Source organism: Microbacterium sp. NPDC003461 (assembly GCF_053588335.1).
In genome coordinates this window covers 1-20,691 of the sequence record NZ_JBSFPT010000041.1, presented here as the reverse complement: position 1 = coordinate 20,691, position 20,691 = coordinate 1, and the positions used below count along the sequence as shown (strand labels likewise).

Genomic DNA, 20,691 nt, shown 5'->3' with positions numbered 1-20,691 from the left:
AGTGGGTCCACAGGTCGGCCAGGCGCTTGGGCGAGACGGCCTCGAGCGTGGCCTTCGCCGCCCCGCGGCGCAAAGCGCCGCCTCGCCGGCGCGGCAGCGCCGGCGCGAGCACGCGAGCGGCACCGCGCAGCGGTGCCCGAGCGGCGCAGACGCTTCTGAGAAGAACAGTGCCCGAGCGCGCGCAGTCTCTTCTAAAAAGAAGGCACGATCGCCGCGAGCGCGAAGCCGAGGGAGATGAAGCCCATCAGCAGCAGGCCGCCGAGCACCGAGCCGGCGGTGCGCACGATGAAGCCCTCGGCGCGGCCGGACCACAGGTTCGCCACGAACGCCACGATGAGCGTGCCGCCGGCGGCGATCGCCATCCATGCGAAGCGCAGGTCGTAGGGGACGAACAGTCCGACGGCCACGGAGGCCAGCACGGCGAAGACCCACGTGATCGCGAGCGCGCCGACGGGCGAGCGGGGGGCGAGCGCGGGCGTCGTCATGCACCCCATTCTCTCGCATCCGCCGACCGGGCCGGTGCGGCAAGGCGCAGCGTCGTCACAGGCCGCTTTCAGGACGGCCTATTATGGGTGCACCCGGCGCGGGACCCCGCCGCCCGGAAAGGACGTTCGCTTGGCCCAGCTGCTCATGTTGAGTTCCGCCCAAGGCGGCGGAGCGGTCCTGCCCGCCCTCGAGCTGCTGAGCCACCGGGTGCGCCAGATCCCCGCCGAGCCGGCGCAGCTGGTGAACGCCCCGAACGCCGACGTGATCTTCGTCGACGCGCGCATCGACCTCGTGGGTGCGAAATCGCTGTGCAAGATCCTCAACACGACGGGACTTGACGCCCCGCTGATCCTCGTCGTCACGGAGGGCGGGCTCACCGCCGTCTCGAGCGACTGGGGCGTGGACGACGTGATCCTGTCGACGGCCGGGCCGGCCGAGGTCGATGCGCGCGTGCGACTCGCGGTGGGGCGCCAGACGACGGAGCAGCCGTCGGGGCGCGTGCAGACCTCCGGCATCACGATCGACGAGTCGTCGTACTCGGCGAAGGTGCACGGCAAGCCGCTCGACCTCACCTACAAGGAGTTCCAGCTGCTGCACTTCTTCGCGACGCACCCCTCGCGGGTGTTCACGCGCGAGCAGCTGCTGAGCGAGGTGTGGGGCTACGACTACTTCGGCGGCACGCGCACGGTCGACGTGCACGTGCGGCGGCTGCGCGCCAAGCTCGGCGACCTCGAGCAGCTGATCGGCACGGTGCGCAACGTGGGGTACCGCTTCAACGTGTACGAGGACGACCAGCTGCCGCCCGCCAAGGCGGAGGCGACGCAGCGCTGACCGCGCGCTGACACGCTCCGTTCCGTTCACCTCCGGGAAACCGCGCAGTGCCAGGATGGGGGGATGAGCGACACGACCATCGTGGACACCGGTCTGGGCGACGCGGACGACGACTTCGACGAGCTCGTCGAGTTCGACGAGTCCGACCTGCCCGACGGCCGCTACACCGACCGCGAGCTGAGCTGGCTCGCGTTCAACCAGCGCGTGCTGGAGCTGGCCGAGGACCCGGACGTGCCGCTGCTGGAGCGCGCCAACTTCCTTGCGATCTTCGCGAGCAACCTCGACGAGTTCTTCATGGTGCGCGTGGCGGGGCTCAAGCGCCGCATCGTGACGGGCCTGGCGGTGCCGAGCAACATCGGCACGGCCCCGGCCAAAGTGCTGGAGGGCATCAGCCACAAGGCACATGAGCTGCAGGCCCGGCACGCCGCGGTGTGGCACGAGCAGGTCAAGCCGGCCCTGGCGGACGAGGGCATCTCGCTCGTGACGTGGGACGACCTCGACGGCGACGAGAAGGCCGAGCTGTACGAGTACTTCCAGTCGCGGGTGTTCCCCGTGCTCATGCCGCTCGCGGTCGACCCCGCGCACCCGTTCCCCTACATCTCGGGCCTGTCGCTGAACCTCGCGATCCGGATCCGGAACGCCCGCACCGGGCGCGAGGAGTTCGCGCGCCTGAAGGTGCCGCCCATGCTGCCGCGCACCGTGCGGGTGCCCGAGCGCGATCCCCTCAGCGAGCGGGTGCGCATGCTGCCGCTCGAGGACCTCATCGCCGAGAACCTCAGCGACCTCTTCCCCGGCATGGACGTGCTGGATCACCACGCGTTCCGCCTCACGCGGAACGAGGACATGGTGATCGAGGAGGACGAGTCCGAGAACCTCATCCAGGCGCTCGAGGAGGAGCTGCTGCGTCGCCGCTTCGGTCCGCCGATCCGTCTCGAGATCACCGAGGAGATGGACGACGTCACGCTGCGGCTGCTGCTGGACGAGCTCGACATCTCCGAGCAGGAGGTGTACCGCCTGCCGGCGCCGCTCGACCTGCGGGCGCTGTTCGAGCTGGGCAGGCTGGATCGCCCCGACCTGCGCTACAAGAAGCACGTGCCCGTCACGGCGCTCGCGCTGCAGCCGCTCGACGCCGACTCGAAGCACGCCAGGGCCGACGTGTTCGCCGCGATCCGCAAGGGCGACGTGCTCGTGCACCACCCCTACGAGTCCTTCGCCACGAGCGTGCAGGCCTTCCTCGAGCAGGCGGCGCGCGATCCGCACGTGCTCGCGATCAAGCAGACGCTCTACCGCACCTCGGGCGACAGCCCGGTCGTGAAGGCGCTGATCGACGCGGCCGAGAACGGCAAGCAGGTGCTCGCGCTCGTCGAGGTGAAGGCGCGCTTCGACGAGGCGAACAACATCGAGTGGGCGCGCCAGCTCGAGAAGGCCGGCGTGCACGTCGTCTACGGCCTCGTGGGCCTGAAGACCCACTGCAAGGCGGCCCTCGTGATCCGCCAGGAGAAGGGCGAGCTCGTCCACTACAGCCACGTGGGCACCGGCAACTACAACCCGAAGACGAGCCGCATCTACGAGGACCTCGGCCTGTTCACGTGCGACCCCGTGGTCGGCCTCGACCTGACCCGCCTGTTCAACGAGCTGAGCGGCTACGCGATCGAGAAGAAGTTCAAGCGCCTGCTCGTCGCACCGCTGCACCTGCGCAAGGGTCTGCTGAAGCTCATCGAGCGCGAGCGCCGCCACGCGCTGGCGGGCAAGCCGGCGCGGGTGCGCATCAAGGTCAACTCGATGGTGGACGAGGAGATCATCGACGCCCTCTACCGCGCCAGCCAGGCCGGCGTGAAGGTCGAGGTCTGGGTGCGCGGCATCTGCAGCCTGCGCGTGGATCTGCCCGGCGTCTCCGACAACATCACGGTCCGCAGCGTGCTGGGCCGGTACCTGGAGCACTCGCGCATCTTCGCGTTCGGCAACGACGGCTCGCCCGAGGTCTACATCGGCAGCGCCGACATGATGCACCGCAACCTCGACCGCCGCGTGGAGGCGCTCGTGAAGGTCACCACGCCCAAGCATGTGCGCGAGCTCATGGCGTTCTTCGATCTCGCGATGGACGACGGCACCGCGACCTGGCACCTCGGGCCCGATGCGGTCTGGACCCGGCACCACCGCGACGCCGACGGTCGCCCGCTGCTCGACCTGCAGGACCGCACCATGAACATCATCCGGCGGCGGCGGCAGCCGAGGGCGACGCGGTGACCGAACGGGCTGTCTACGCCGCCGGCGGCGTGCTCTGGCGCGTCGCGGACGGCCGACTGCGCGTGGCTCTCGTGCATCGCACGAAGTACCGCGACGTCACGCTGCCGAAAGGCAAGGTCGAGCCCGGCGAGATGCTCGCGCAGACGGCGGCGCGCGAGGTCCACGAGGAGACGGGTGTCCGCGCGGCGCTCGGGGTGCCGCTGGGCGTGTCGAACTACACGCTGGCCAGCGGCCGGCGGAAGGTCGTGCACTACTGGGCGATGCGCGCCAAGGACCGCGCCCTCCGCGAGAGCACCTTCGTGCCGAACCGCGAGATCTCGGCCGTGGAGTGGGCGGGGCCGCGGCAGGCCATGGCGCGGCTGAGCTATCCGGTCGACCAGGAGATCCTCGAGACCTTCCTCACGCTGTTCGACGACGGCGTGCGCGCGACCTTCCCCGTCGTGGCCCTGCGACACGGCAAGGCGGTGCCGCGCGGCGACTGGGAGCGCGCCGACTACCTGCGGCCGCTCCTTCCCAAGGGCCGGGAGCAGGCGAAGGCCGTGGTCGGGGGCCTGCGTGCCTTCGGCGTGAAGAAGATCGTCTCGAGCACCGCCACGCGATGCGTGCAGACCGTCACGCCGCTGGCGAGGGCGATCGACACGCGCATCACCGAGACCGACGCGATCAGTCAGGACGCGTGGGAGGACGGCCTCGCCGACGTCCGCACGATCGTGGGCAAGCGACTCGCGTCGGGCAAGCCCGCGGTGCTCTGCACGCACGGTCCGGTCCTGCCCGTCGTCCTCGAGGAGCTCGCCCGCGCGACGGGGACGAGGCGGACCTCCGCCCTCGACGAGGCCGCGGCGCTCGCCACGGGCTCGTTCTCGGTCGCGCACATCAACGCCGGCGAGCCCGAGGCGGGCATCGCCGCGATCGAGACGCACACGCCGTCCGTCTGAGCGCGGGTGCCGGGCGCTCAGCCGCCGAGGAACTCGATGAGCGCCGCCTTGGTGAGCCGCGAGTAGCCGGGCCGGCCGGTCGCCCGTGCCCGCTCGCGCAGCTGGGCCACCGTGAGCCCTGCCAGCTCCCCGTCCGCCGGTGCCGCGACGGCCGGCGCCTGCGGGGCGTCGTCCTTCGGGAGGCCCCGGACCGCCGCGAGCGCCTCCGCCTCGGCGCGCGGGGCCTCGGCGTCGCGCTCGGCCTTCGCGCGCGCCTTCTTCGTCGCCTTCTCGAGCGCCTCGACGGCGTCCTCGGCCTTCGCGCGCACGCGCTTCGGGTGCTTGCGCACCTTCTTCGCCCCGGTCTCCGCGACCTCGCGCGCCGCCTCCGCGAGCGCCGCGACCTTCTTCGCGCGCTTGCCCGACAGGTCCTTCGCGGCCTTCTCGGCCTTCTTCGCGGCACGCGCCGCCTCGTCGAGCGCCTCGAACGCCTTGCGCTCCGCCTTGGTCGTCTTCGCCATGGTGGGAGCGTATTGACGCGGGAACCGATCCGACAGCGGGCCACGTCACGGATGTCCCGCGTGCCTGCCGCCGGGCGAAGATCACACGGAGATCACGACCATGAAGCGCGCGCCCAGGGTTGTTCACCTTCCGTTCACCTGCAGACCGCAGTCTCTTAAGCACACGGTCCTAGCGTCTCGGTGTGCCCTGAAAGTCCCGAAGGGCATCCCTGATCACCGATCGAACGGATACACAGTGAAGATCACCCGTTTCTCGAGCATCGCCGCCCTCGGCGCGGTCGCCGCTCTGTCGCTCGCCGGCTGCGCCGCGAACGAGCCGAACAACGCCGGCGGCGGCAGCACCCCCAGCGAGTCGTCGCTCAGCGGCACCATCGAGGCCACCGGCGCGTCGTCGCAGGAGGCCGCTCAGCAGGCCTGGGTCGCCGGCTTCCAGGGCATCAACCCGGACGCCACCGTCAACTACACCTCGACCGGTTCGGGCACGGGCCGCGAGAACTTCCAGGCCGGTTCGTCGAACTTCATCGGCTCCGACCGCGCGTTCAACGCCGAGGAGATCGCCGCCGGCGGCTTCGGCTCGTGCGCCACGGACTCGATCGTCGAGATCCCCGTCTACATCTCCCCCGTCGCCGTCGCGTTCAACCTCGAGGGCATCGACACGCTGAACCTCGACGCCGCGACGATCGCGGGCATCTTCGCCGGCCAGATCACCAACTGGAACGACCCGGCCATCGCCGAGCAGAACCCCGACGCCGAGCTGCCCGACCTGGCCATCGTGCCGGTGCACCGTGCCGACGCCTCGGGCACGCAGGAGACCTTCACCACGTACCTCGAGTCGACCGCTCCCGACGTGTGGACGTGGGAGGCCAGCGACGAGTGGCCGAGCGACCTCGGTGGCGAGGCCGCCGACGGCACCTCGGGCGTCGTCTCCGCGATCACCGAGGGCAACGGCTACATCGGCTTCGCCGACGCCTCGCAGGCCGGCGAGCTGGGCCAGGTCGCCGTCGAGGTCGAGGGCGAGTACGTCGCGTACTCCGCCGAGGCCGCGTCGGCCCTGGTCGAGGCCTCGCCGCTCGAGGAGGGCCGCGAGGCCCAGGACCTCGCCTTCGCCGTCGACCCGGCCTCGGCTCCGGCCGAGTCCTACCCGATCGCGCTGGTGAGCTACCTCATCGGCTGCGTCGAGTACGAGGACCCCGAGGTCGCTACGCTCGTCAAGGCGTACTTCGAGTACGTCGCCTCGGCGGAGGGCCAGGAGGCCTCGGCCGAGGTCGCCGGCAACGCGCCGATCTCGGAGGGCCTGCGCGAGCAGGTCATGACCGCGATCGACGCCATCGTCACCGAGTGATCCGACCGATCGCTTGACCGCAACGGTGCCCTCGCGCTCCTTCCCGTGGGATCCTTCCCTTCGGGAAGGACGCGGGGGCACCGCCGCGCGTCACCCCTCATCTCCCGCCCGACCCAGAGCACTCGAGGAGCCGCTCCGATGACCACCACCACGACGGGGCCCGCTGAGGCCCCCTCGTCCGCTCCGCCGAAGCCCGTGATGCGGCCCGGCGACAGGATCTTCTCGGGCACGGCGCTGGCGGCGGGCATCATCATCCTCATCACCCTGGCGCTCGTCGCGCTCTTCCTCATCATCCAGGCGATCCCCGCCCTGCGCGCCGACACCTCGGGGAACCACCTCCTCGAGGGGCAGGCGTTCCTCTCGTGGGTCTGGCCCTTCGTCTTCGGCACGCTGTGGTCGAGCGCACTCGCCCTCGTCATGGCCGCTCCCCTCGCGATCGGCATCGCGCTGTTCATCTCGCACTACGCGCCGCGCCGCCTCGCCGGCGTGCTGGGCTACATCATCGACCTGCTCGCCGCCGTGCCGTCGGTCGTCTTCGGCCTCTGGGGCGCACTCGTCTTCGCTCCGATGCTCGTGCCCTTCTACCGGTGGCTGAACGAGTACCTCGGATGGATCCCGATCTTCTCGGGCACGCCGTCGGGCACCGGCAAGACGATCTTCACCGCCTCGCTCGTGCTCGCGGTCATGATCCTGCCGATCATGACCGCGATCTGCCGCGAGGTCTTCCTGCAGACCCCCAAGCTCCACGAGGAGGCCGCCCTCGCCCTCGGCGCCACCCGCTGGGAGATGGTGCGCATGGCCGTGCTGCCCTTCGCACGCAGCGGCATGGTGTCGGGCGCGATGCTCGGCCTCGGCCGCGCGCTCGGCGAGACCATGGCCGTCACCCTGGTGCTCTCGCCGCTCGGCATCGTGACGTTCAACCTGCTGAACCCCGAGAACCCCACCACGATCCCCGCGATCATCGCGCTGCGCTTCCCCGAGGCGCACGACGAGGGCGTGAACACGCTGATCGCGGCGGGCCTCATCCTGTTCATCGTGACGTTCGCGGTCAACTTCGTCGCCCGCTGGGTCGTCTCGCGCCGTGCCGAGTTCTCGGGAGCCAACTGACATGACCACCACCGCCACGCCCCCGGCCGCCGCCGTGGCCGCGCCGCAGGCTCTCACCGCCGGTCACCTTCCGAAGTGGGCCCCCTGGGCGCTGCTCGCCGCCTCCTTCGTCGTGTCCGCGGGCATCTTCGCGCTGCTGAACATCGGCGGCGATCCCGCCGACTTCAACATCGCCATGACGCTCGTCGTGGGCATGGTCCTCTACATGGTGCTGATCTTCGTGATCTCGTCGGTCGCCGAGAGCCGCCGCCATGCCACCGACCGGCTCATGACGGCCCTCGTCTCGACGGCGTTCGTCATCGCGCTGCTGCCGCTCGTCTCGCTGCTGTTCACGGTGGTCGTGAACGGCCTCGTGCGCTTCGACGGGGAGTTCTTCAGCTTCTCGATGCGCAACATCGTCGGCGAGGGCGGCGGCGCCGTCCACGCCATCTACGGCACGCTGCTGATCACCCTGGGCGCCACGATCATCTCGGTGCCGATCGGCCTCATGACCTCGATCTACCTCGTCGAGTACGGCGAGGGCCGCAAGCTCGCGCGCGGCATCACGTTCCTCGTCGACGTCATGACGGGCATCCCGTCGATCGTCGCCGGTCTGTTCATCTACTCGGTGTTCGCCCTCATCGTGGGGCCGGGCACGCGCATGGGCATCATGGGATCGCTCGCCCTCTCGGTGCTCATGATCCCGGTCGTCGTGCGCGGCTCGGAGGAGCTGCTGCGGATCGTGCCGAACGAGCTGCGCGAGGCGGCGTACGCGCTCGGTGTGCCGAGGTGGCTCACGATCGTCAAGGTCGTCCTGCCCACCGCCATCGCGGGCATCACGACGTCGATCATGCTGGCCGTGGCCCGCGTCATCGGCGAGACCGCCCCGCTGCTGCTGACCGTCGGCATCGTGCAGGGCATGAACCTGAACATGTTCAGCGGCCAGATGGCCACGCTCCCCGTGTTCTCGTATATGCAGGCGAAGTACCCCGGCCTGCCGCCGGACTCGTACATCGACCGCGCGTGGGCGTCCGCCCTCACGCTCATCCTGATCGTGATGGTCCTGAACCTCACCGCGCGCCTGATCGCGAAGACCTTCGCCCCCAAGATGACCGGCCGCTGAGCCGCCGCCCGAGCTTCCCGCTGAGAGAGAGAATCCGAAGATGTCCAAGAGCATCGAAGTCAACGACCTGAATGTCTACTACGGCGACTTCCTGGCCGTGGAGGGCGTGTCGATCGACATCCAGCCCCGTACCGTCACGGCGTTCATCGGCCCCTCGGGCTGCGGCAAGTCGACGTTCCTGCGCACCCTGAACCGCATGCACGAGGTCATCCCCGGCGCGCGCGTCGAGGGCGAGGTGCTGATGGACGGCAAGAACCTGTACGGCCCCGGGGTCGACCCCGTGCTCGTGCGCCGCCAGGTGGGCATGGTGTTCCAGCGCCCCAACCCGTTCCCCACGATGTCGATCCGCGAGAACGTGCTGGCGGGCGTGCTGCTGAACAACAGCCGCATGTCGAAGAGCGACCAGGACGACCTCGTCGAGAAGTCGCTGCAGGGCGCGAACCTGTGGAACGAGGTCAAGGACCGCCTCGACAAGCCCGGCTCGGGCCTCTCGGGCGGTCAGCAGCAGCGCCTGTGCATCGCCCGCGCGATCGCGGTGTCGCCCGACGTGATCCTCATGGACGAGCCGTGCTCGGCACTCGACCCGATCTCGACGTTCGCGATCGAGGAGCTGATCGCCGAGCTCAAGAACGACTTCACGGTCGTGATCGTGACGCACAACATGCAGCAGGCCTCGCGCGTGAGCGACAAGACCGCGTTCTTCAACATCGCGGGCACGGGCAAGCCCGGCAAGCTCATCGAGTACGACGAGACGACGAAGATCTTCACCACGCCGTCGGTGCAGGCGACCGAGGACTACGTCTCCGGCCGCTTCGGGTGATCCCCCGCTCCTCGGCGGCGCTCAGTCGCGCGGGCTGAGGAGGTAGGCGTTCAGGGCGGCCGTGAGGTCCCGATCCACCGGGAGCTCACGGCCGTCGACGTGTGTGAGGGGCGCGGCCAGGCGCGTGCTCGAGACGAGCCACGCGGCGTCGGCGTCGCGCAGCGCGGCCACGGGCACGTGCTCGTATCCGGTGGGGTGCCCGTTCTCCTCGAGCCAGTCGAATGCGCTCAGCTGCGTCGTGCCCTGCAGGATGCCGCCGGTCGGCTCGGGGGTGAGGAAGGTGTCGCCGCGGCGCAGGATCACGGTGGCCGTGGGCGCCTCGAGCACGTAGCCGTCGCTCGTGACGAAGACCGCGTCATCCGCCCCGCGCCGCCGGGCCTCGCGCAGCGCCGCCATGTTCACGGCGTACGACAGCGTCTTGGCCCCGAGCAGCAGCCACGGCGCGCGGGCCGCGGCGCCGCTGTCGTAGCCGCGGTCGAGCGTGACCACGCGGATGCCGTTCTCCCTCGCCGCGGTGCTGTCGGGCGCCTGCGCGGCGGTGAGCCACGCGGTGGGGCCGTGGATGCCCTGACCGGGACCGCCGTGCTGCACGCCGCGGCTCATGAGCAGCCGGATCGTGCACTCCCCCGGCGGGCACTGCGCCGCGGCCTCCTCGACCACCGCCCGCAGCTGCGCGAGATTCGGCGCCGGCAGGTCGCTCAGCCGCGCCGAGTGCGCGAGACGCTCCAGGTGCGGGCGGGTCTCCTGCGGGTGGCGGTCGACGACCGCGATCGACTCGAAGATGCCGTCGCCGCGGTTGGAACTCAGGTCGCTCACGCTCAGCGCCGGCGCGTCGGGATCGATCGGCGCGAAGGTGCCGGAGAAGTCCGTGCGCGGATCGTCGGCCGGCACGGTGTCGATGAGGTACGCGAGGCGGAACGTCATGGTCAGAGCCTACGGCGCGCGCCTCGCGCGGAGACGATGAACCGGGCCGCAGAAACGCCTCTCGGCGCGTGGTCCGCTCGAAGCGGCAGATGTTGGAGCCCGGGGTTTGCTGCGGCCCGGCCACTCCAGTCTAACGGCGGATGCCGCGGGGGTATTCCGGGCTTCGGAGCAGTCGCCGCATATCCGCAAGTCTGTGCTAAATCCGGGCGTGCAAACGGCCGGACTTAGCACAGACTTGTGGACTCGTCAGCAACAGGTCGGGGGCCAGCATGCCCGTCGGCGTCAGGCGAAGTGGGCGGCGGCGGCGCGGGCCGTGTAGGCCGCGTCGTCGAGCTCGCCGACGGCGTTGACGTGGCCCACCTTGCGGCCGGGGCGCGGATCCTTGCCGTAGGTGTGGATCTTCGCGCCGGGGTGATCCGTCACGGCGGCGGCGATCCGATCCGTCATCTCGGCGCCCTGCGGTCCGCCCAGGATGTTCACCATGACGGCCGCCTCCGCCACGGGCGACGGGTCGCCCAGCGGCAGGTCGAGCACGGCGCGCAGGTGTTGCTCGAACTGGCTCGTCACGGCGCCGTCCTGCGTCCAGTGCCCGCTGTTGTGCGGGCGCATCGCGAGCTCGTTGACGAGAATCCGCTCGTCGTTTGTCTCGAACAGCTCCACCGCGAGCATGCCGGTCACGCCCAGGCCCTCGGCGATCTGCTTCGACAGCCGCGCGGCGACCTCGACGAGGCGCTCAGAAGCCCGCGGCGCGGGGGCGAACACCTCGCTGCACACGCCGTCGCGCTGCACGGTCTCGACCACGGGGTACGCCACCATCTCGCCCGAGGGGCGCCTGGCCATCTGCTGCGCGAGCTCGCGCGCGAACGACACGAGCTCCTCGACGAGGATCGGCTCGCCCGCGAAGTCTGCGAGCCAGTCGGCCGCCTCGTCCGCGCTCGACACGACGCGCACGCCCTTGCCGTCGTAGCCCCCGCGCGGCGTCTTCACGACCGCGCGCCCGCCGTGGTCGTCCAGGAACGCCTGCAGCTCGCCGGCATCGCGCACCGCCGCCCAGTCGGGCTGCGGGGCGCCGAGCTCGGCCAGGCGCGCGCGCATCTCGAGCTTGTCCTGCGCGAAGCGCAGCGCGTCGGGCCCGGGGTGCACCGGCACGCCGGCGTCGACGAGCGCGCGCAGCACCGGCTGCGGCACGTGCTCGTGGTCGAAGGTGATCACGTCGACGTCGCGCGCGAAGGCCAGCACGGCGGCCTCGTCGCGGTAATCGCCCACCGCGGTGGCGGCCAGGCGGGCGGACATGCCCTCGGCCTCCGCGAGCACCCGCAGATCGATCCCCATCTCGACCGCCGGGGCGATCATCATCCGGGCCAGCTGGCCCCCGCCGATCACGCCGACACGCAGCGACATGCTTCCTCCGATCGTCGGCTCCCATCCTCTCATCGAGGGCGGGGCCGCGCCGTCACGCCGTGGGACCGGAGCCGGTCTGCACCGCGTCGCGGTGCGCGAGGATCTGGTTCACCTCGATCTGATCGGTCAGCACCTCGGCCACCAGCCGCGGGCTCGGGATGTCGGCGAGCACGATCTTCCCCTCCATGCCGTCCGCGAGCGTGAGCGTGCCGGTGCCCCACAGCCGCTGCAGCGGGCCGCGGCGCGTGTTGACGGCATAGCCCCTGGCGTGCGTGAGCTCGGCGCGCGAGCGCGAGAACAGGCCGCGGGCGGCGATGACCCGCCGCGTCGTGATGGTGTAGCGGTGCGACAGCCACGCGATCCACGGCAGGATCGCGCCGAGCAGCACGAGGGCCGCGGCCGCGGCGGCCAGCATCCAGTCCTCGAACGGCTCGGGCAGGTTGCCCCACAGGTAGCCGGTCGCGCCCGCGACGACGACGACGAGCAGCGCCGACCAGAACAGCCTCCGGCCCGAACGGCGGAAGCGGGCCACCACGAGCTCCTCGGGCGCGGGCACGCCGGGCGGCGGGGTGTCGACGCGTCCGGCGATGGTCATGGGTCCAGTCTGCCGCCTGCCGGCGACACCCGCCGCCGCGAATCACCCAGATGGCGCGGATCGGCGCCGCCTCCTCCCGCGTACGCTGGCGGCATGGCGTGGGAGAGGACGACGGCGACCGGTGCGCGGATCGCCGAGGTGGCGCACACCGGATCGACGAATGCGGATCTCGTCGGCGCAGCCGGGCGCGGCGAGGCCGCCCATCTGAGCGTGCTCGTCACGCGCGACCAGCGCTCGGGCCGCGGCCGGCTCGATCGCGTGTGGCAGGCACCCGCGGGCGCATCGCTCGCGGTGTCGGTCGCGCTGCGGATCGAGCGGATCCCGCTGCCGGCGCGGGGGTGGATCCCCCTGCTCGCGGGCGCGGCGATGGCGGCGGCCGTGCGCGCGCAGCTGCCCACCCACGCGGTGGGGGCGAAGTGGCCGAACGACGTGCTCGTCGACGGGCGCAAGATCTGCGGGATCCTGGCCGAGGGCACCGCCGATCCGTCCCTCGTGGTCGTCGGGTCGGGCATCAACACGGCGATGGCGCCCGAACAGCTGCCCGTGCCCACCGCCACGTCGTTCGCGGCACTCGGCGCCTCGTGCGACGAGGATCGCCTGCTCGCCGACTACCTGCGCGCCCTCGACGAGGGCCTTGCGCGCCTGGCCGACGCGAACGGCGACGCGCTCGCCTCCGGCGCCCACGCCGCCGTCTCGGGCGCGTGCGTCACCCTGGGCCAGGAGGTGTCGGTGTCGCTGCCGGACGGGTCCGCGCTGCGCGGCCGGGCCGAGGCGATCGACGCGGCGGGGCGGCTCGTCGTGCGGGCGGGGGACGGACCCCGCGCGGTCTCGGCGGGCGACGTCGTGCACGTGCGGCCCGCCTGACCCGCGGCCCTGTTCGCCGCGGACACAGGATCCCGGCAGGCGTTGTGTGTGGCCTCCAAGGGTGCGGCGGGGGCCGTCGTTAGGGTGGAACACGTGACCGAACCCGATCTCTCGACGACCGCCGGCAAGATCGCCGACCTTCGCGCACGCTACGCGGAGGCCGTGACCCAGTCGGAGGAGAAGGCCCGCGAGAAGCAGCACGCCAAGGGCAAGATGACCGCGCGCGAGCGCATCGAGCTGCTCGTCGACCCCGGCAGCTTCGTGGAGTTCGACGAGTACGTGCGCCACCGCACGACCGCCTTCGGCATGGACAGGTCGCGACCCTACGGCGACTCCGTCGTGACGGGCACGGGCACGATCCACGGACGCAACGTGGCCGTGTACGCCCAGGACTTCTCCACCTTCGGCGGGTCGCTCGGCGAGGTCGCCGGCGAGAAGATCGTCAAGATCATGGAGTTCGCCCTCCGCGGCGGCATGCCGATCATCGGGATCCTCGACTCGGGCGGGGCGCGCATCCAGGAGGGCGTCGTCGCGCTCGGCAAGTACGGCGAGATCTTCCGGCTCAACACCGCCGCCTCCGGCGTGATCCCCCAGATCTCGATCGTCATGGGCCCGGCCGCGGGCGGCGCGGTGTACTCCCCCGCACTCACCGACTTCGTCATCATGGTCGACAAGACGAGCCAGATGTTCGTCACGGGCCCCGACGTCATCAAGACCGTCACGGGCGAGGACGTCGGCATGGAGGAACTCGGCGGCGCCTACACGCACAACACCCGCTCGGGCGTGGCGCACTACCTCGCCGACGACGAGGACGACGCGCTCGACTACGCGCGCACCCTCATCGGATACCTGCCCGACAACAACATGTCGGACGCGCCGGTCTACGAGGCGGGCTTCGAGTTCGAGACCACCGACTCCGACCGGGCGCTCAACCGCGTCGTGCCCGACTCCCCCAACCAGCCGTACGACATCCACGAGGTCATCTCGCGCGTGGTCGACGGCGGCGAGTTCCTGGAGGTGCAGCCGCTGTTCGCGCCCAACATCGTCGTGGGCTTCGGGCGCGTCGAGGGGCGCACCGTCGGCGTGATCGCCAATCAGCCCTCGCAGATGGCCGGCACCCTCAACATCGGGGCGGGCGAGAAGGCCGCCCGGTTCATGCGCTTCTGCGACGCGTTCTCCATCCCGATCGTCACCCTCGTCGACGTGCCCGGCTACCTGCCGGGCACCGACCAGGAATGGACGGGCGTGATCCGCCGCGGCGCCAAGCTGCTGTACGCGTACGCCGAGGCGACCGTGCCGCTCGTGACGGTCATCCTGCGCAAGGCCTACGGCGGCGCGTACATCGTGATGGGCTCCAAGCAGCTGGGCGCCGACATCAACCTCGCGTGGCCCACCGCGGAGATCGCCGTGATGGGCGGCCAGGGCGCCGTCAACATCCTCTACCGCGGCGAGCTGAAGCGCGCCGAGGAGGCGGGCGAGGACGTGGCGGCCGTGCGCACGCGCCTGGCGAACGAGTACACCTACAACGTGGCCTCGCCGTTCCTCGCCGCCGAGCGCGGCGAGCTCGACGGCATCATCGAGCCGGCGCAGACGCGCGTGGCGGTCGCGAAGGCACTGCGCTCCCTGCGCAGCAAGCGCGCGGAGCTGCCGCCGAAGAAGCACGGGAACATCCCGCTGTGAGCGATCCGCTCGAGAACGACGCCCGCGCGCTGCCGGGCGTCGAGATCGTCCGCGGCCGGCCCGACGAGGACGACGTCGCGGCACTGGCGGCGGTGATCCCGGCGGCGTATCGTCAGGAGGCGGACGCGGCCACGGCCGATGAGCCGGCCGGCGAGGCCTGGACGCGCTCGCGGCGGCTCCGGCGCCGACCGCCCGCCGGCGCCCGCTGGGGCCGCTTTTCCGGCTGATCCCGGCACCACCCGGGCAGATAGTGGGTACCTGATGGGCATTGGATGGGCAGTTCTCCCCGTGTAATTACGCGGGTGTCCCCCAAACTTCCTACAGACGTCGCCGCTCGCGCCCGGAGATACTTCTTATGGAAACGCAAGAAGCGTTGGCCGGTGCGAAGCCCCAGGGTAGGCGACGCAGACCGGCTTCCGCGGACGGTTTTCGGGTAACCGGTCCGCAACTGGCCCGGGGCGGCATCGCCGCCCCGGGCCCTTCTCATTCCTCTTCCGGGTGACGCGGGATCTCCCGCCACAGCTCGACGGCGTCCTCCTCCGACAGCCCGGAGCCGGCCGCGCGCCGGCCCACCACCGTCACGGCCACCCGCGGGTCCGCGGAGGTGCGCACGATGATGCGCGCGGCGCTCGTGCCGCGCAGGGTCGCCGCCAGCTCCGACCGCACCCGGCGTATCGCCGCCTCGTCGAGGTCGTCGAGCTGGTTCTCGTCGAGGATCGTCACGGAGGCGCCGCGCTCGCGCGCCCCGCGGATCGCCAGCCGCACCTCGTCGTCGAGCAGCCGCGGCGCGCGCATCTCGTCGCGCAGCGTGCCCTCGGCCAGGCGCGCCCGCAGCCGCTCGGTCTCGTCCAGCGCGCCGCCGGTCTCGATGACGCGCGTGAGCACCGGCCCCGCCACGAGCAGCGCGAACTGCACGCGCTGGCGCCGCTCGAACCGCCGCGCCTCCTGAGCCGCCTGCCAGGCGGACGACGCCTGCTGCAGCCGCGCGAGCCGCGCCGTGTCGCGGTACGCGCGATCCGTGAACCACATCAGCAGCTGCGCCAGCCCGACCCACAGCATCGAGCCGAGCAGGCCGCGCTGCAGCACGAGGGCCACGTCCATGGCCGTCACGGCCTCCGCCGCCAGCACCCCGATCCCCATCCAGGCCAGCAGCGGGCGCCGGCGCACGCACACGATCGTGAGGACCATGCCCACGGCGCCGAAGACTCCCGCCGCGGCGAGGTTCTCGATCCTGTCGCCGCTCGCGCGGAACGACAGCGGCGCGACGGCCGCGCACGCCGCGAGCACCGCGAACGCGACCCACAGCGGCAGGGGCCGCGGGTAGGCGAGATCCTCGCCGCCCGAGCGCGCCGGCGACGGCGGCGACAGCAGCGCGACGAGAGCCGCGACGAGCCACAGCAGCACCGCGGCGGCCTGCAGGACGGGAAGGGGCGACTGCGGGATCCAGATGAGGCCGCGCACGAGGAAGTACGCCGTGAAGGCGAACACGAGGCCGTACATGACGCGGCGGACGGTCACGACGGCTCCTCCTGCGCGCGCCACGACACCGTCACGGTCGTGCCGTGCGAGCCGGTGCGGATGTCGGCGCTGCCGCCCACGGCCGGCATGCGGGCGATGATCGATCCGCGGATGCCGAGCCGGTCGGCCTCGATCGCGTCGAAGTCCACGCCGGGGCCCTCGTCCTCGACCCACACCGCCACGCCGCTGTCGTCGGCGCGGATGCCGACCGCCAGCCCCGCGGCGTCGGCGTGCTGCACGGCGTTCGCGAGCGCCTGCGTGGCCGCGAGCGCGACCGCCCGGGCCGGCCGCCCCGGGATCGCGCCCGCGTCCAGGGCGATCGCCCTGGCCACCCGCAGCTCGATGCCGAACTCGGCCGCCCGCCGCTCGAGCTCCGCGGCGATCCACTCCGCCGAGACCTCCTCGTCGCTGCCCTCCGGATCGTCGCTCTCGGCGTTCGCGAGGCGGCCGAGGGCCTCCCTGGCCATCGCGACGGCGAGCTCCCGCGCCCGGGGCGTGTCGGCACGCTCGGCGGCCAGCAGCGCCGCGAGCACGCTGTCGTGCATGAGGGCCGCGATCTCGACGCGCTCGCTCTCGGCCGCCTCCGCCACGCTCGCGGCGGTGAACGTCTCGACCACCTCCGCGCGCGCCTCGTCCACGCCGCCGGCGATCCCCCGGTACATCCACGCGAGCACGACGACGAGGATGCCGAGCAGCAGCGCGATGGAGACGTCGTAGACCGTCGACTCCCAGGCCTCCAGAGACCATCCGCCCCTGATGAGGCGGATGTTCGCCCAGAGCCAGTGGATGCCGGCGACGAGCACGATCTGCCAGCGCGGCGGGAAGGCGACCACCCCCGCGGCGGAGGCCACCGTGAGCAGGTAGAACGGGGCCGGCTGCAGCGGGGGCTCGGACGGGCCGGGGTCGGTGACGGCCCACGCGACCATCAGCACGGGGAACAGCGCCGCGAAGGCGCCGGCCGCGATGCGGGCGCCGAAGCCGGACAGGCACGCCACGATCATGAGGGCGAGCGGCAGGTACGCGGCCGCGAGCAGCAGCGGATCGCTCGGGTCGTCGTCCGTCAGCGAGACGATGAGCGCCTGGGTGCCCTGCACGGCGCCGCCCACGCCCGTGAGCACCTGCAGGATGCGCTCGAAGCGTGCGCGGGTGAAGCGGCCGGGCGTCTCGCGAGAGGAGGACACCTGGGGGATGTGCCGCCAGGCCTCCTCGACGATCCTCTGGCTATCGGGCACCGGGTTCCCCGGCCGGCTCGACCAGCCCGTCCTCCATCGCGCGCTTGAGCAGATCGACCTTGGTGGGCGCCGGGCGGCCCACCTCCGTGTACTTCACCCGCACGCGGGTGATGTTCTCCTTGGCGGTGGAGTAGGCCACCCCGAGCCGGTCCGCCACGACCTTGAGCGGCAGCCCGGCGGCGTACAGCCGCAGCACCTCGCGCTCGCGGCTCGACAGCTGCGCGTCGGCGAAGGCGCGATCGCCCTCCACCGCGCTGGCCCACTCGACGTTGTTGAGGGGCTCACCGCGGGCGGCGGCCCGGATCGCGTCGATGACCTCGTCGATCGGCGACGACTTGCTCACGACCCCCACGGCCCCGGCGGCGAGCGCCTCGCGGACGGCGGCGGGGCGGTCGGCGACGGAGTGGATGATCACGGCCGAGTCGGCGGCCAGCCGCACGACGTTCTCCGTGACGGTGGTGCCGTCGCCCAGCGTGAGGTCGAGCAGCACGACATCGGGCGAGGGCCAGCCTTCGGACGCCCGGCTCGCGAGGTACTCCGACACCGTCGCGCCGCTGAAGACGACCTCCTGCTCGGCACGACGGATCGACGCCTCCAGTCCGAGACGAACGGATTCGTGATCGTCCACGAGGGCCACGCGGATCATGATCGAAGCCTATGGCATGCGGGCGCGGCGACCCGCCCGGCCGGTCGCGGGCGCTGTCGCTCAGCGCGCGAGGACGGCGACGGCCTCGATGTGGTGCGAGTGCGGGAACAGGTCGAACGCATCCAGCGACGCCAGCTCGTATCCGAGCTCCCGGAACCAGCCGACGTCGCGGGCCAGGGCCACCGGATCGCACGCGACATACGCGATGCGCGAGGGGCCGAGGTCCGCGAGGCGTGCCACCACGTCGCGCCCCGCCCCCGAGCGCGGCGGATCGAGCAGCGCCACGCCGCGCGTGAGCATCTCGCGATCGAGCAGGCTCGCCTGGGCGTCGAGGCGCGACAGGAACCGGTCGACGCGCATGTTCACCGCCTCCACGCCGAGGTCGGCGAGGTTGTCCCCGGCGTGCGCGGATGCGCGCTCGTCCGCCTCGACCGTCGTGAGGCGCGCGGGCCCGGCCAGCTCGCCGAGCGCGGCGGCGAACAGCCCGACCCCGCCGTAGAGGTCGAGGTGCCATGCGTCGCTCGACAGCTCCCCCAGCGCGTCGCGCACCGCGCGATCGAGCGTCGCGGCCGCGGCGCGGTGCACCTGCCAGAAGCCACCCGCATCGACGTGGAACTCGCGCTCGCCGACGAACTCCGCGACCACCTCGGGCTCGGGGCGGGGCGCGCGGCGATCCTTGCGGTCGGGCCGGCGGATCGTGCGCACGACGCCGTCCGCCGGCAGCACGAGATCCAGGCGGCCGGGAGGCGCCTTCCGCACGGCGAGGGCGACCTCGGCGACGCGCGGCGCCGCGAGCGGGTGCTCCCCCACCTCGATGACGCGGTGCGAGCGGGCGGCGTAGGGGCCGATCCGACCCTCGTCGTCGACGTGCAGGCTCAGGCGGGTGCGGTAGCCCGTGCCGTCGAGCGTCGCCGCCGCCTCCGGGTGATCGGCGCCCAGCACCCCCTCGGGGCCCCGCACGGGCACGTCGACCTCGAGACCGGCGAAGCGCTCGAACGCCTCGCGCAGCACCCGCGCCTTCAGCGCGCGCTGGGCCGGCAGGGCGAGATGACCGAGGTCCGCACCGCCGGGCCGATCCTCCGGCGCGACCGCGACGTCGGCCTGCGGCCACACGTGCGGCACGCGATCGGGCGAGGCCTCGAGCACGTCGACCGTCACCGCGCGCGCGAAGGTCTTCTTCACCTCGGTGATCTGCGCGCGCACGCGCTCGCCGGGCGCCGTGTCCGAGACGAACACCACGCGGCCCGGCGCATCGCCGTCGGCCCCGTGGCGCGCCACGAAGACGCCGCCGTGGGCCACGCCCGTGATGTCCAGCTCGACCAGCTCTCCCGCATCCATGGCTCCATCGTCCCATCCGCGCATCACCGGCGCCTGAGCGACCGTTACGGCACCGTGACGGCCTGCTCACGTGCCGGCCACCTCGAGCGCCTATCCTCGACCCCATGCGCCCCGAGGCTCACCCGATCCGCACGGTGCTCGTCCTGCTCGCCGCGCTCGCCGCCGTCGTGCTGGTGGCGACGCTCATCGTGACGCGCCCGCGCACGCCCGCGAGCGAGGCGAAGCCGCTCGCCGCCGAGGCGGTCGTCGTCGACGGCGCCCACGAGGGGGCTCCTCGCGTGCTCGTGATCGGCGACTCGTGGACGTACGGCGCCGCGGCCACCCGCCCCGAGCTCGGCTACGCGCATCGCCTGGCGGCCGTCGGCGGCTGGGAGATGGTGGTCGACGGCGAACCGGGCAGCGGCTACCTCAAGACGGGCTGGTACGGCACGACCTTCGGGCAGCGCATCGCCGCGCTCGACCCGTCGCTCGCCCCCGACGTCGTCCTCGTGCAGGGATCGATCAACGACCGGCGCCTGCCGGAGACCGGGTACCGCGACGCCGTGGCCGCGGCGTGGGACGCCCTGTCGGCCACCTACCCCGACGCGACGATCGTCGTGCTCGGCCCCGCGCCCCAGGTGCTGCCGGTGGAGCCCGCGACCGCCCGCATCGACCGCGACCTCGCCGATCTCGCCGCCCAGCGCGACTGGCCCTACGTCTCGCCGATCGCGGAGAGCTGGATCACGGACGCGAACTACCTCGAGGTGATCGACACCTCCAAGAAGGGCGCGAACCACCCCTCGGACGCCGGTCACGCGTACCTCGCCGAGAAGGTCGCGGCGGCCCTGCGCCCCTACGCCCCGCCCGTCACGGTCGAGGCGGTCGAGGAGCAGCCGGAGCCGCTGGGCTGAGTCTCTTTTCAGAAGCGTCTGCGCCGCTCTTTTCAGAAGCGTCTGCGCCGCTCGGGCACTGTTCCTTTTCAGAAGCGTCTGCGCCGCTCGGGCACCCGCTTCGCGGGTACCGCTCGCGTGCTCGCGCCGGCGAGGCGGCTCGAGGAACCCGGCCGCGTGCTTCTTGGGCCCCGTGATCACGACCCAGCCGGAGCGGTAGCCGGCCACGCGGTACGTCTTCGACAGGCCGTTGA

General features: G+C 72.0%; 20 protein-coding genes. 11 read left to right on the top strand and 9 right to left on the bottom strand.

Features of this window, described 5'->3' with window-relative positions:
- Positions 1–191: 191 nt before the first annotated feature.
- A complete protein-coding gene (locus tag ACWDR7_RS12285; protein ID WP_449855180.1) occupies positions 192–485 on the bottom strand; it encodes a hypothetical protein in 294 nt (97 codons plus the stop codon).
- A gap of 130 nt (positions 486–615) precedes the next feature.
- Here ACWDR7_RS12285 and ACWDR7_RS12280 point away from each other — a divergent pair, with 130 nt between their 5' ends.
- From ACWDR7_RS12280 to ACWDR7_RS12270, 3 genes are all read left to right on the top strand, one after another.
- On the top strand, positions 616–1,317 hold the full coding sequence (locus tag ACWDR7_RS12280; RefSeq protein WP_449855179.1) for a response regulator transcription factor: 702 nt from the start codon (positions 616–618) through the stop codon (positions 1,315–1,317).
- A 63-nt stretch (positions 1,318–1,380) separates the two neighbouring features.
- Positions 1,381–3,564 (top strand): RNA degradosome polyphosphate kinase, encoded by a 2,184-nt coding sequence (locus ACWDR7_RS12275; RefSeq protein WP_449855178.1) that lies wholly within the window; start codon positions 1,381–1,383, stop codon positions 3,562–3,564.
- The gene (locus ACWDR7_RS12270; RefSeq protein WP_449855177.1) at positions 3,561–4,499 is read left to right on the top strand and encodes an NUDIX hydrolase; all 939 of its coding nucleotides are present in this window, start codon (positions 3,561–3,563) and stop codon (positions 4,497–4,499) included. Before ACWDR7_RS12275 ends, ACWDR7_RS12270 begins: the two co-directional genes overlap by 4 nt.
- Before the next feature lie 17 nt (positions 4,500–4,516).
- On the opposite strand, the gene ACWDR7_RS12265 is transcribed toward ACWDR7_RS12270, so the two are convergent.
- Entirely contained in the window at positions 4,517–4,999 is a 483-nt protein-coding gene (locus ACWDR7_RS12265) for a hypothetical protein (protein ID WP_449855176.1), read from the bottom strand.
- Between the two features lie 235 nt (positions 5,000–5,234).
- Here ACWDR7_RS12265 and ACWDR7_RS12260 point away from each other — a divergent pair, with 235 nt between their 5' ends.
- The 4 genes from ACWDR7_RS12260 (at position 5,235) to pstB (ending at position 9,370) form a co-directional block, all read left to right on the top strand.
- Entirely contained in the window at positions 5,235–6,341 is a 1,107-nt protein-coding gene (locus ACWDR7_RS12260) for a phosphate ABC transporter substrate-binding protein PstS (RefSeq protein ID WP_449855175.1), read from the top strand.
- A 138-nt stretch (positions 6,342–6,479) separates the two neighbouring features.
- The gene (pstC, locus tag ACWDR7_RS12255; protein ID WP_449855174.1) at positions 6,480–7,448 is read left to right on the top strand and encodes a phosphate ABC transporter permease subunit PstC; all 969 of its coding nucleotides are present in this window, start codon (positions 6,480–6,482) and stop codon (positions 7,446–7,448) included.
- A gap of 1 nt (position 7,449) precedes the next feature.
- Complete coding sequence (gene pstA, locus ACWDR7_RS12250; RefSeq protein WP_449855173.1) at positions 7,450–8,550, top strand: phosphate ABC transporter permease PstA; 1,101 nt, start codon at positions 7,450–7,452, stop codon at positions 8,548–8,550.
- Positions 8,551–8,590: 40 nt separating this feature from the next.
- Entirely contained in the window at positions 8,591–9,370 is a 780-nt protein-coding gene (pstB, locus tag ACWDR7_RS12245) for a phosphate ABC transporter ATP-binding protein PstB (RefSeq protein WP_449855172.1), read from the top strand.
- 21 nt (positions 9,371–9,391) lie between these two features.
- Here the strand turns inward: pstB and ACWDR7_RS12240 are convergent, their stop codons facing one another.
- From ACWDR7_RS12240 to ACWDR7_RS12230, 3 genes are all read right to left on the bottom strand, one after another.
- Positions 9,392–10,294, bottom strand: a complete 903-nt coding sequence (locus ACWDR7_RS12240) for an aminodeoxychorismate lyase (RefSeq protein WP_449855171.1) — start codon at positions 10,292–10,294, stop codon at positions 9,392–9,394.
- Positions 10,295–10,576: 282 nt separating this feature from the next.
- The gene (locus tag ACWDR7_RS12235) at positions 10,577–11,695 is read right to left on the bottom strand and encodes a 5-(carboxyamino)imidazole ribonucleotide synthase (protein ID WP_449855170.1); all 1,119 of its coding nucleotides are present in this window, start codon (positions 11,693–11,695) and stop codon (positions 10,577–10,579) included.
- 52 nt (positions 11,696–11,747) lie between these two features.
- The gene (locus ACWDR7_RS12230; RefSeq protein WP_449855169.1) at positions 11,748–12,290 is read right to left on the bottom strand and encodes a PH domain-containing protein; all 543 of its coding nucleotides are present in this window, start codon (positions 12,288–12,290) and stop codon (positions 11,748–11,750) included.
- Positions 12,291–12,383: 93 nt separating this feature from the next.
- Between ACWDR7_RS12230 and ACWDR7_RS12225 the strand changes: the two genes are divergently transcribed.
- From ACWDR7_RS12225 to ACWDR7_RS12215, 3 genes are all read left to right on the top strand, one after another.
- Positions 12,384–13,154: a biotin--[acetyl-CoA-carboxylase] ligase gene (locus tag ACWDR7_RS12225; RefSeq protein ID WP_449855168.1), complete on the top strand. Its 771-nt coding sequence runs from the start codon at positions 12,384–12,386 to the stop codon at positions 13,152–13,154.
- Between the two features lie 84 nt (positions 13,155–13,238).
- The gene (locus tag ACWDR7_RS12220; RefSeq protein ID WP_449855181.1) at positions 13,239–14,834 is read left to right on the top strand and encodes an acyl-CoA carboxylase subunit beta; all 1,596 of its coding nucleotides are present in this window, start codon (positions 13,239–13,241) and stop codon (positions 14,832–14,834) included.
- A complete protein-coding gene (locus ACWDR7_RS12215; RefSeq protein ID WP_449855167.1) occupies positions 14,831–15,061 on the top strand; it encodes an acyl-CoA carboxylase epsilon subunit in 231 nt (76 codons plus the stop codon). Before ACWDR7_RS12220 ends, ACWDR7_RS12215 begins: the two co-directional genes overlap by 4 nt.
- A 256-nt stretch (positions 15,062–15,317) precedes the next feature.
- Here the strand turns inward: ACWDR7_RS12215 and ACWDR7_RS12210 are convergent, their stop codons facing one another.
- Genes ACWDR7_RS12210 through ACWDR7_RS12195 form a run of 4 tightly spaced genes read right to left on the bottom strand, consistent with a single transcriptional unit; the run spans position 15,318 to position 19,568 of the window.
- Entirely contained in the window at positions 15,318–16,352 is a 1,035-nt protein-coding gene (locus tag ACWDR7_RS12210) for a hypothetical protein (RefSeq protein WP_449855166.1), read from the bottom strand.
- Positions 16,349–17,584, bottom strand: coding sequence for a sensor histidine kinase (locus ACWDR7_RS12205; protein ID WP_449855165.1), 1,236 nt, complete (start codon positions 17,582–17,584; stop codon positions 16,349–16,351). The genes ACWDR7_RS12210 and ACWDR7_RS12205 overlap by 4 nt, the downstream gene beginning before the upstream one ends.
- Positions 17,574–18,230, bottom strand: a complete 657-nt coding sequence (locus ACWDR7_RS12200; protein WP_449855164.1) for a response regulator transcription factor — start codon at positions 18,228–18,230, stop codon at positions 17,574–17,576. The genes ACWDR7_RS12205 and ACWDR7_RS12200 overlap by 11 nt, the downstream gene beginning before the upstream one ends.
- Positions 18,231–18,290: 60 nt before the next feature.
- Positions 18,291–19,568, bottom strand: coding sequence for a class I SAM-dependent RNA methyltransferase (locus ACWDR7_RS12195; RefSeq protein ID WP_449855163.1), 1,278 nt, complete (start codon positions 19,566–19,568; stop codon positions 18,291–18,293).
- A 104-nt stretch (positions 19,569–19,672) separates the two neighbouring features.
- Between ACWDR7_RS12195 and ACWDR7_RS12190 the strand changes: the two genes are divergently transcribed.
- Entirely contained in the window at positions 19,673–20,458 is a 786-nt protein-coding gene (locus ACWDR7_RS12190; protein WP_449855162.1) for an SGNH/GDSL hydrolase family protein, read from the top strand.
- The last annotated feature ends 233 nt before the right edge of the window (positions 20,459–20,691 follow it).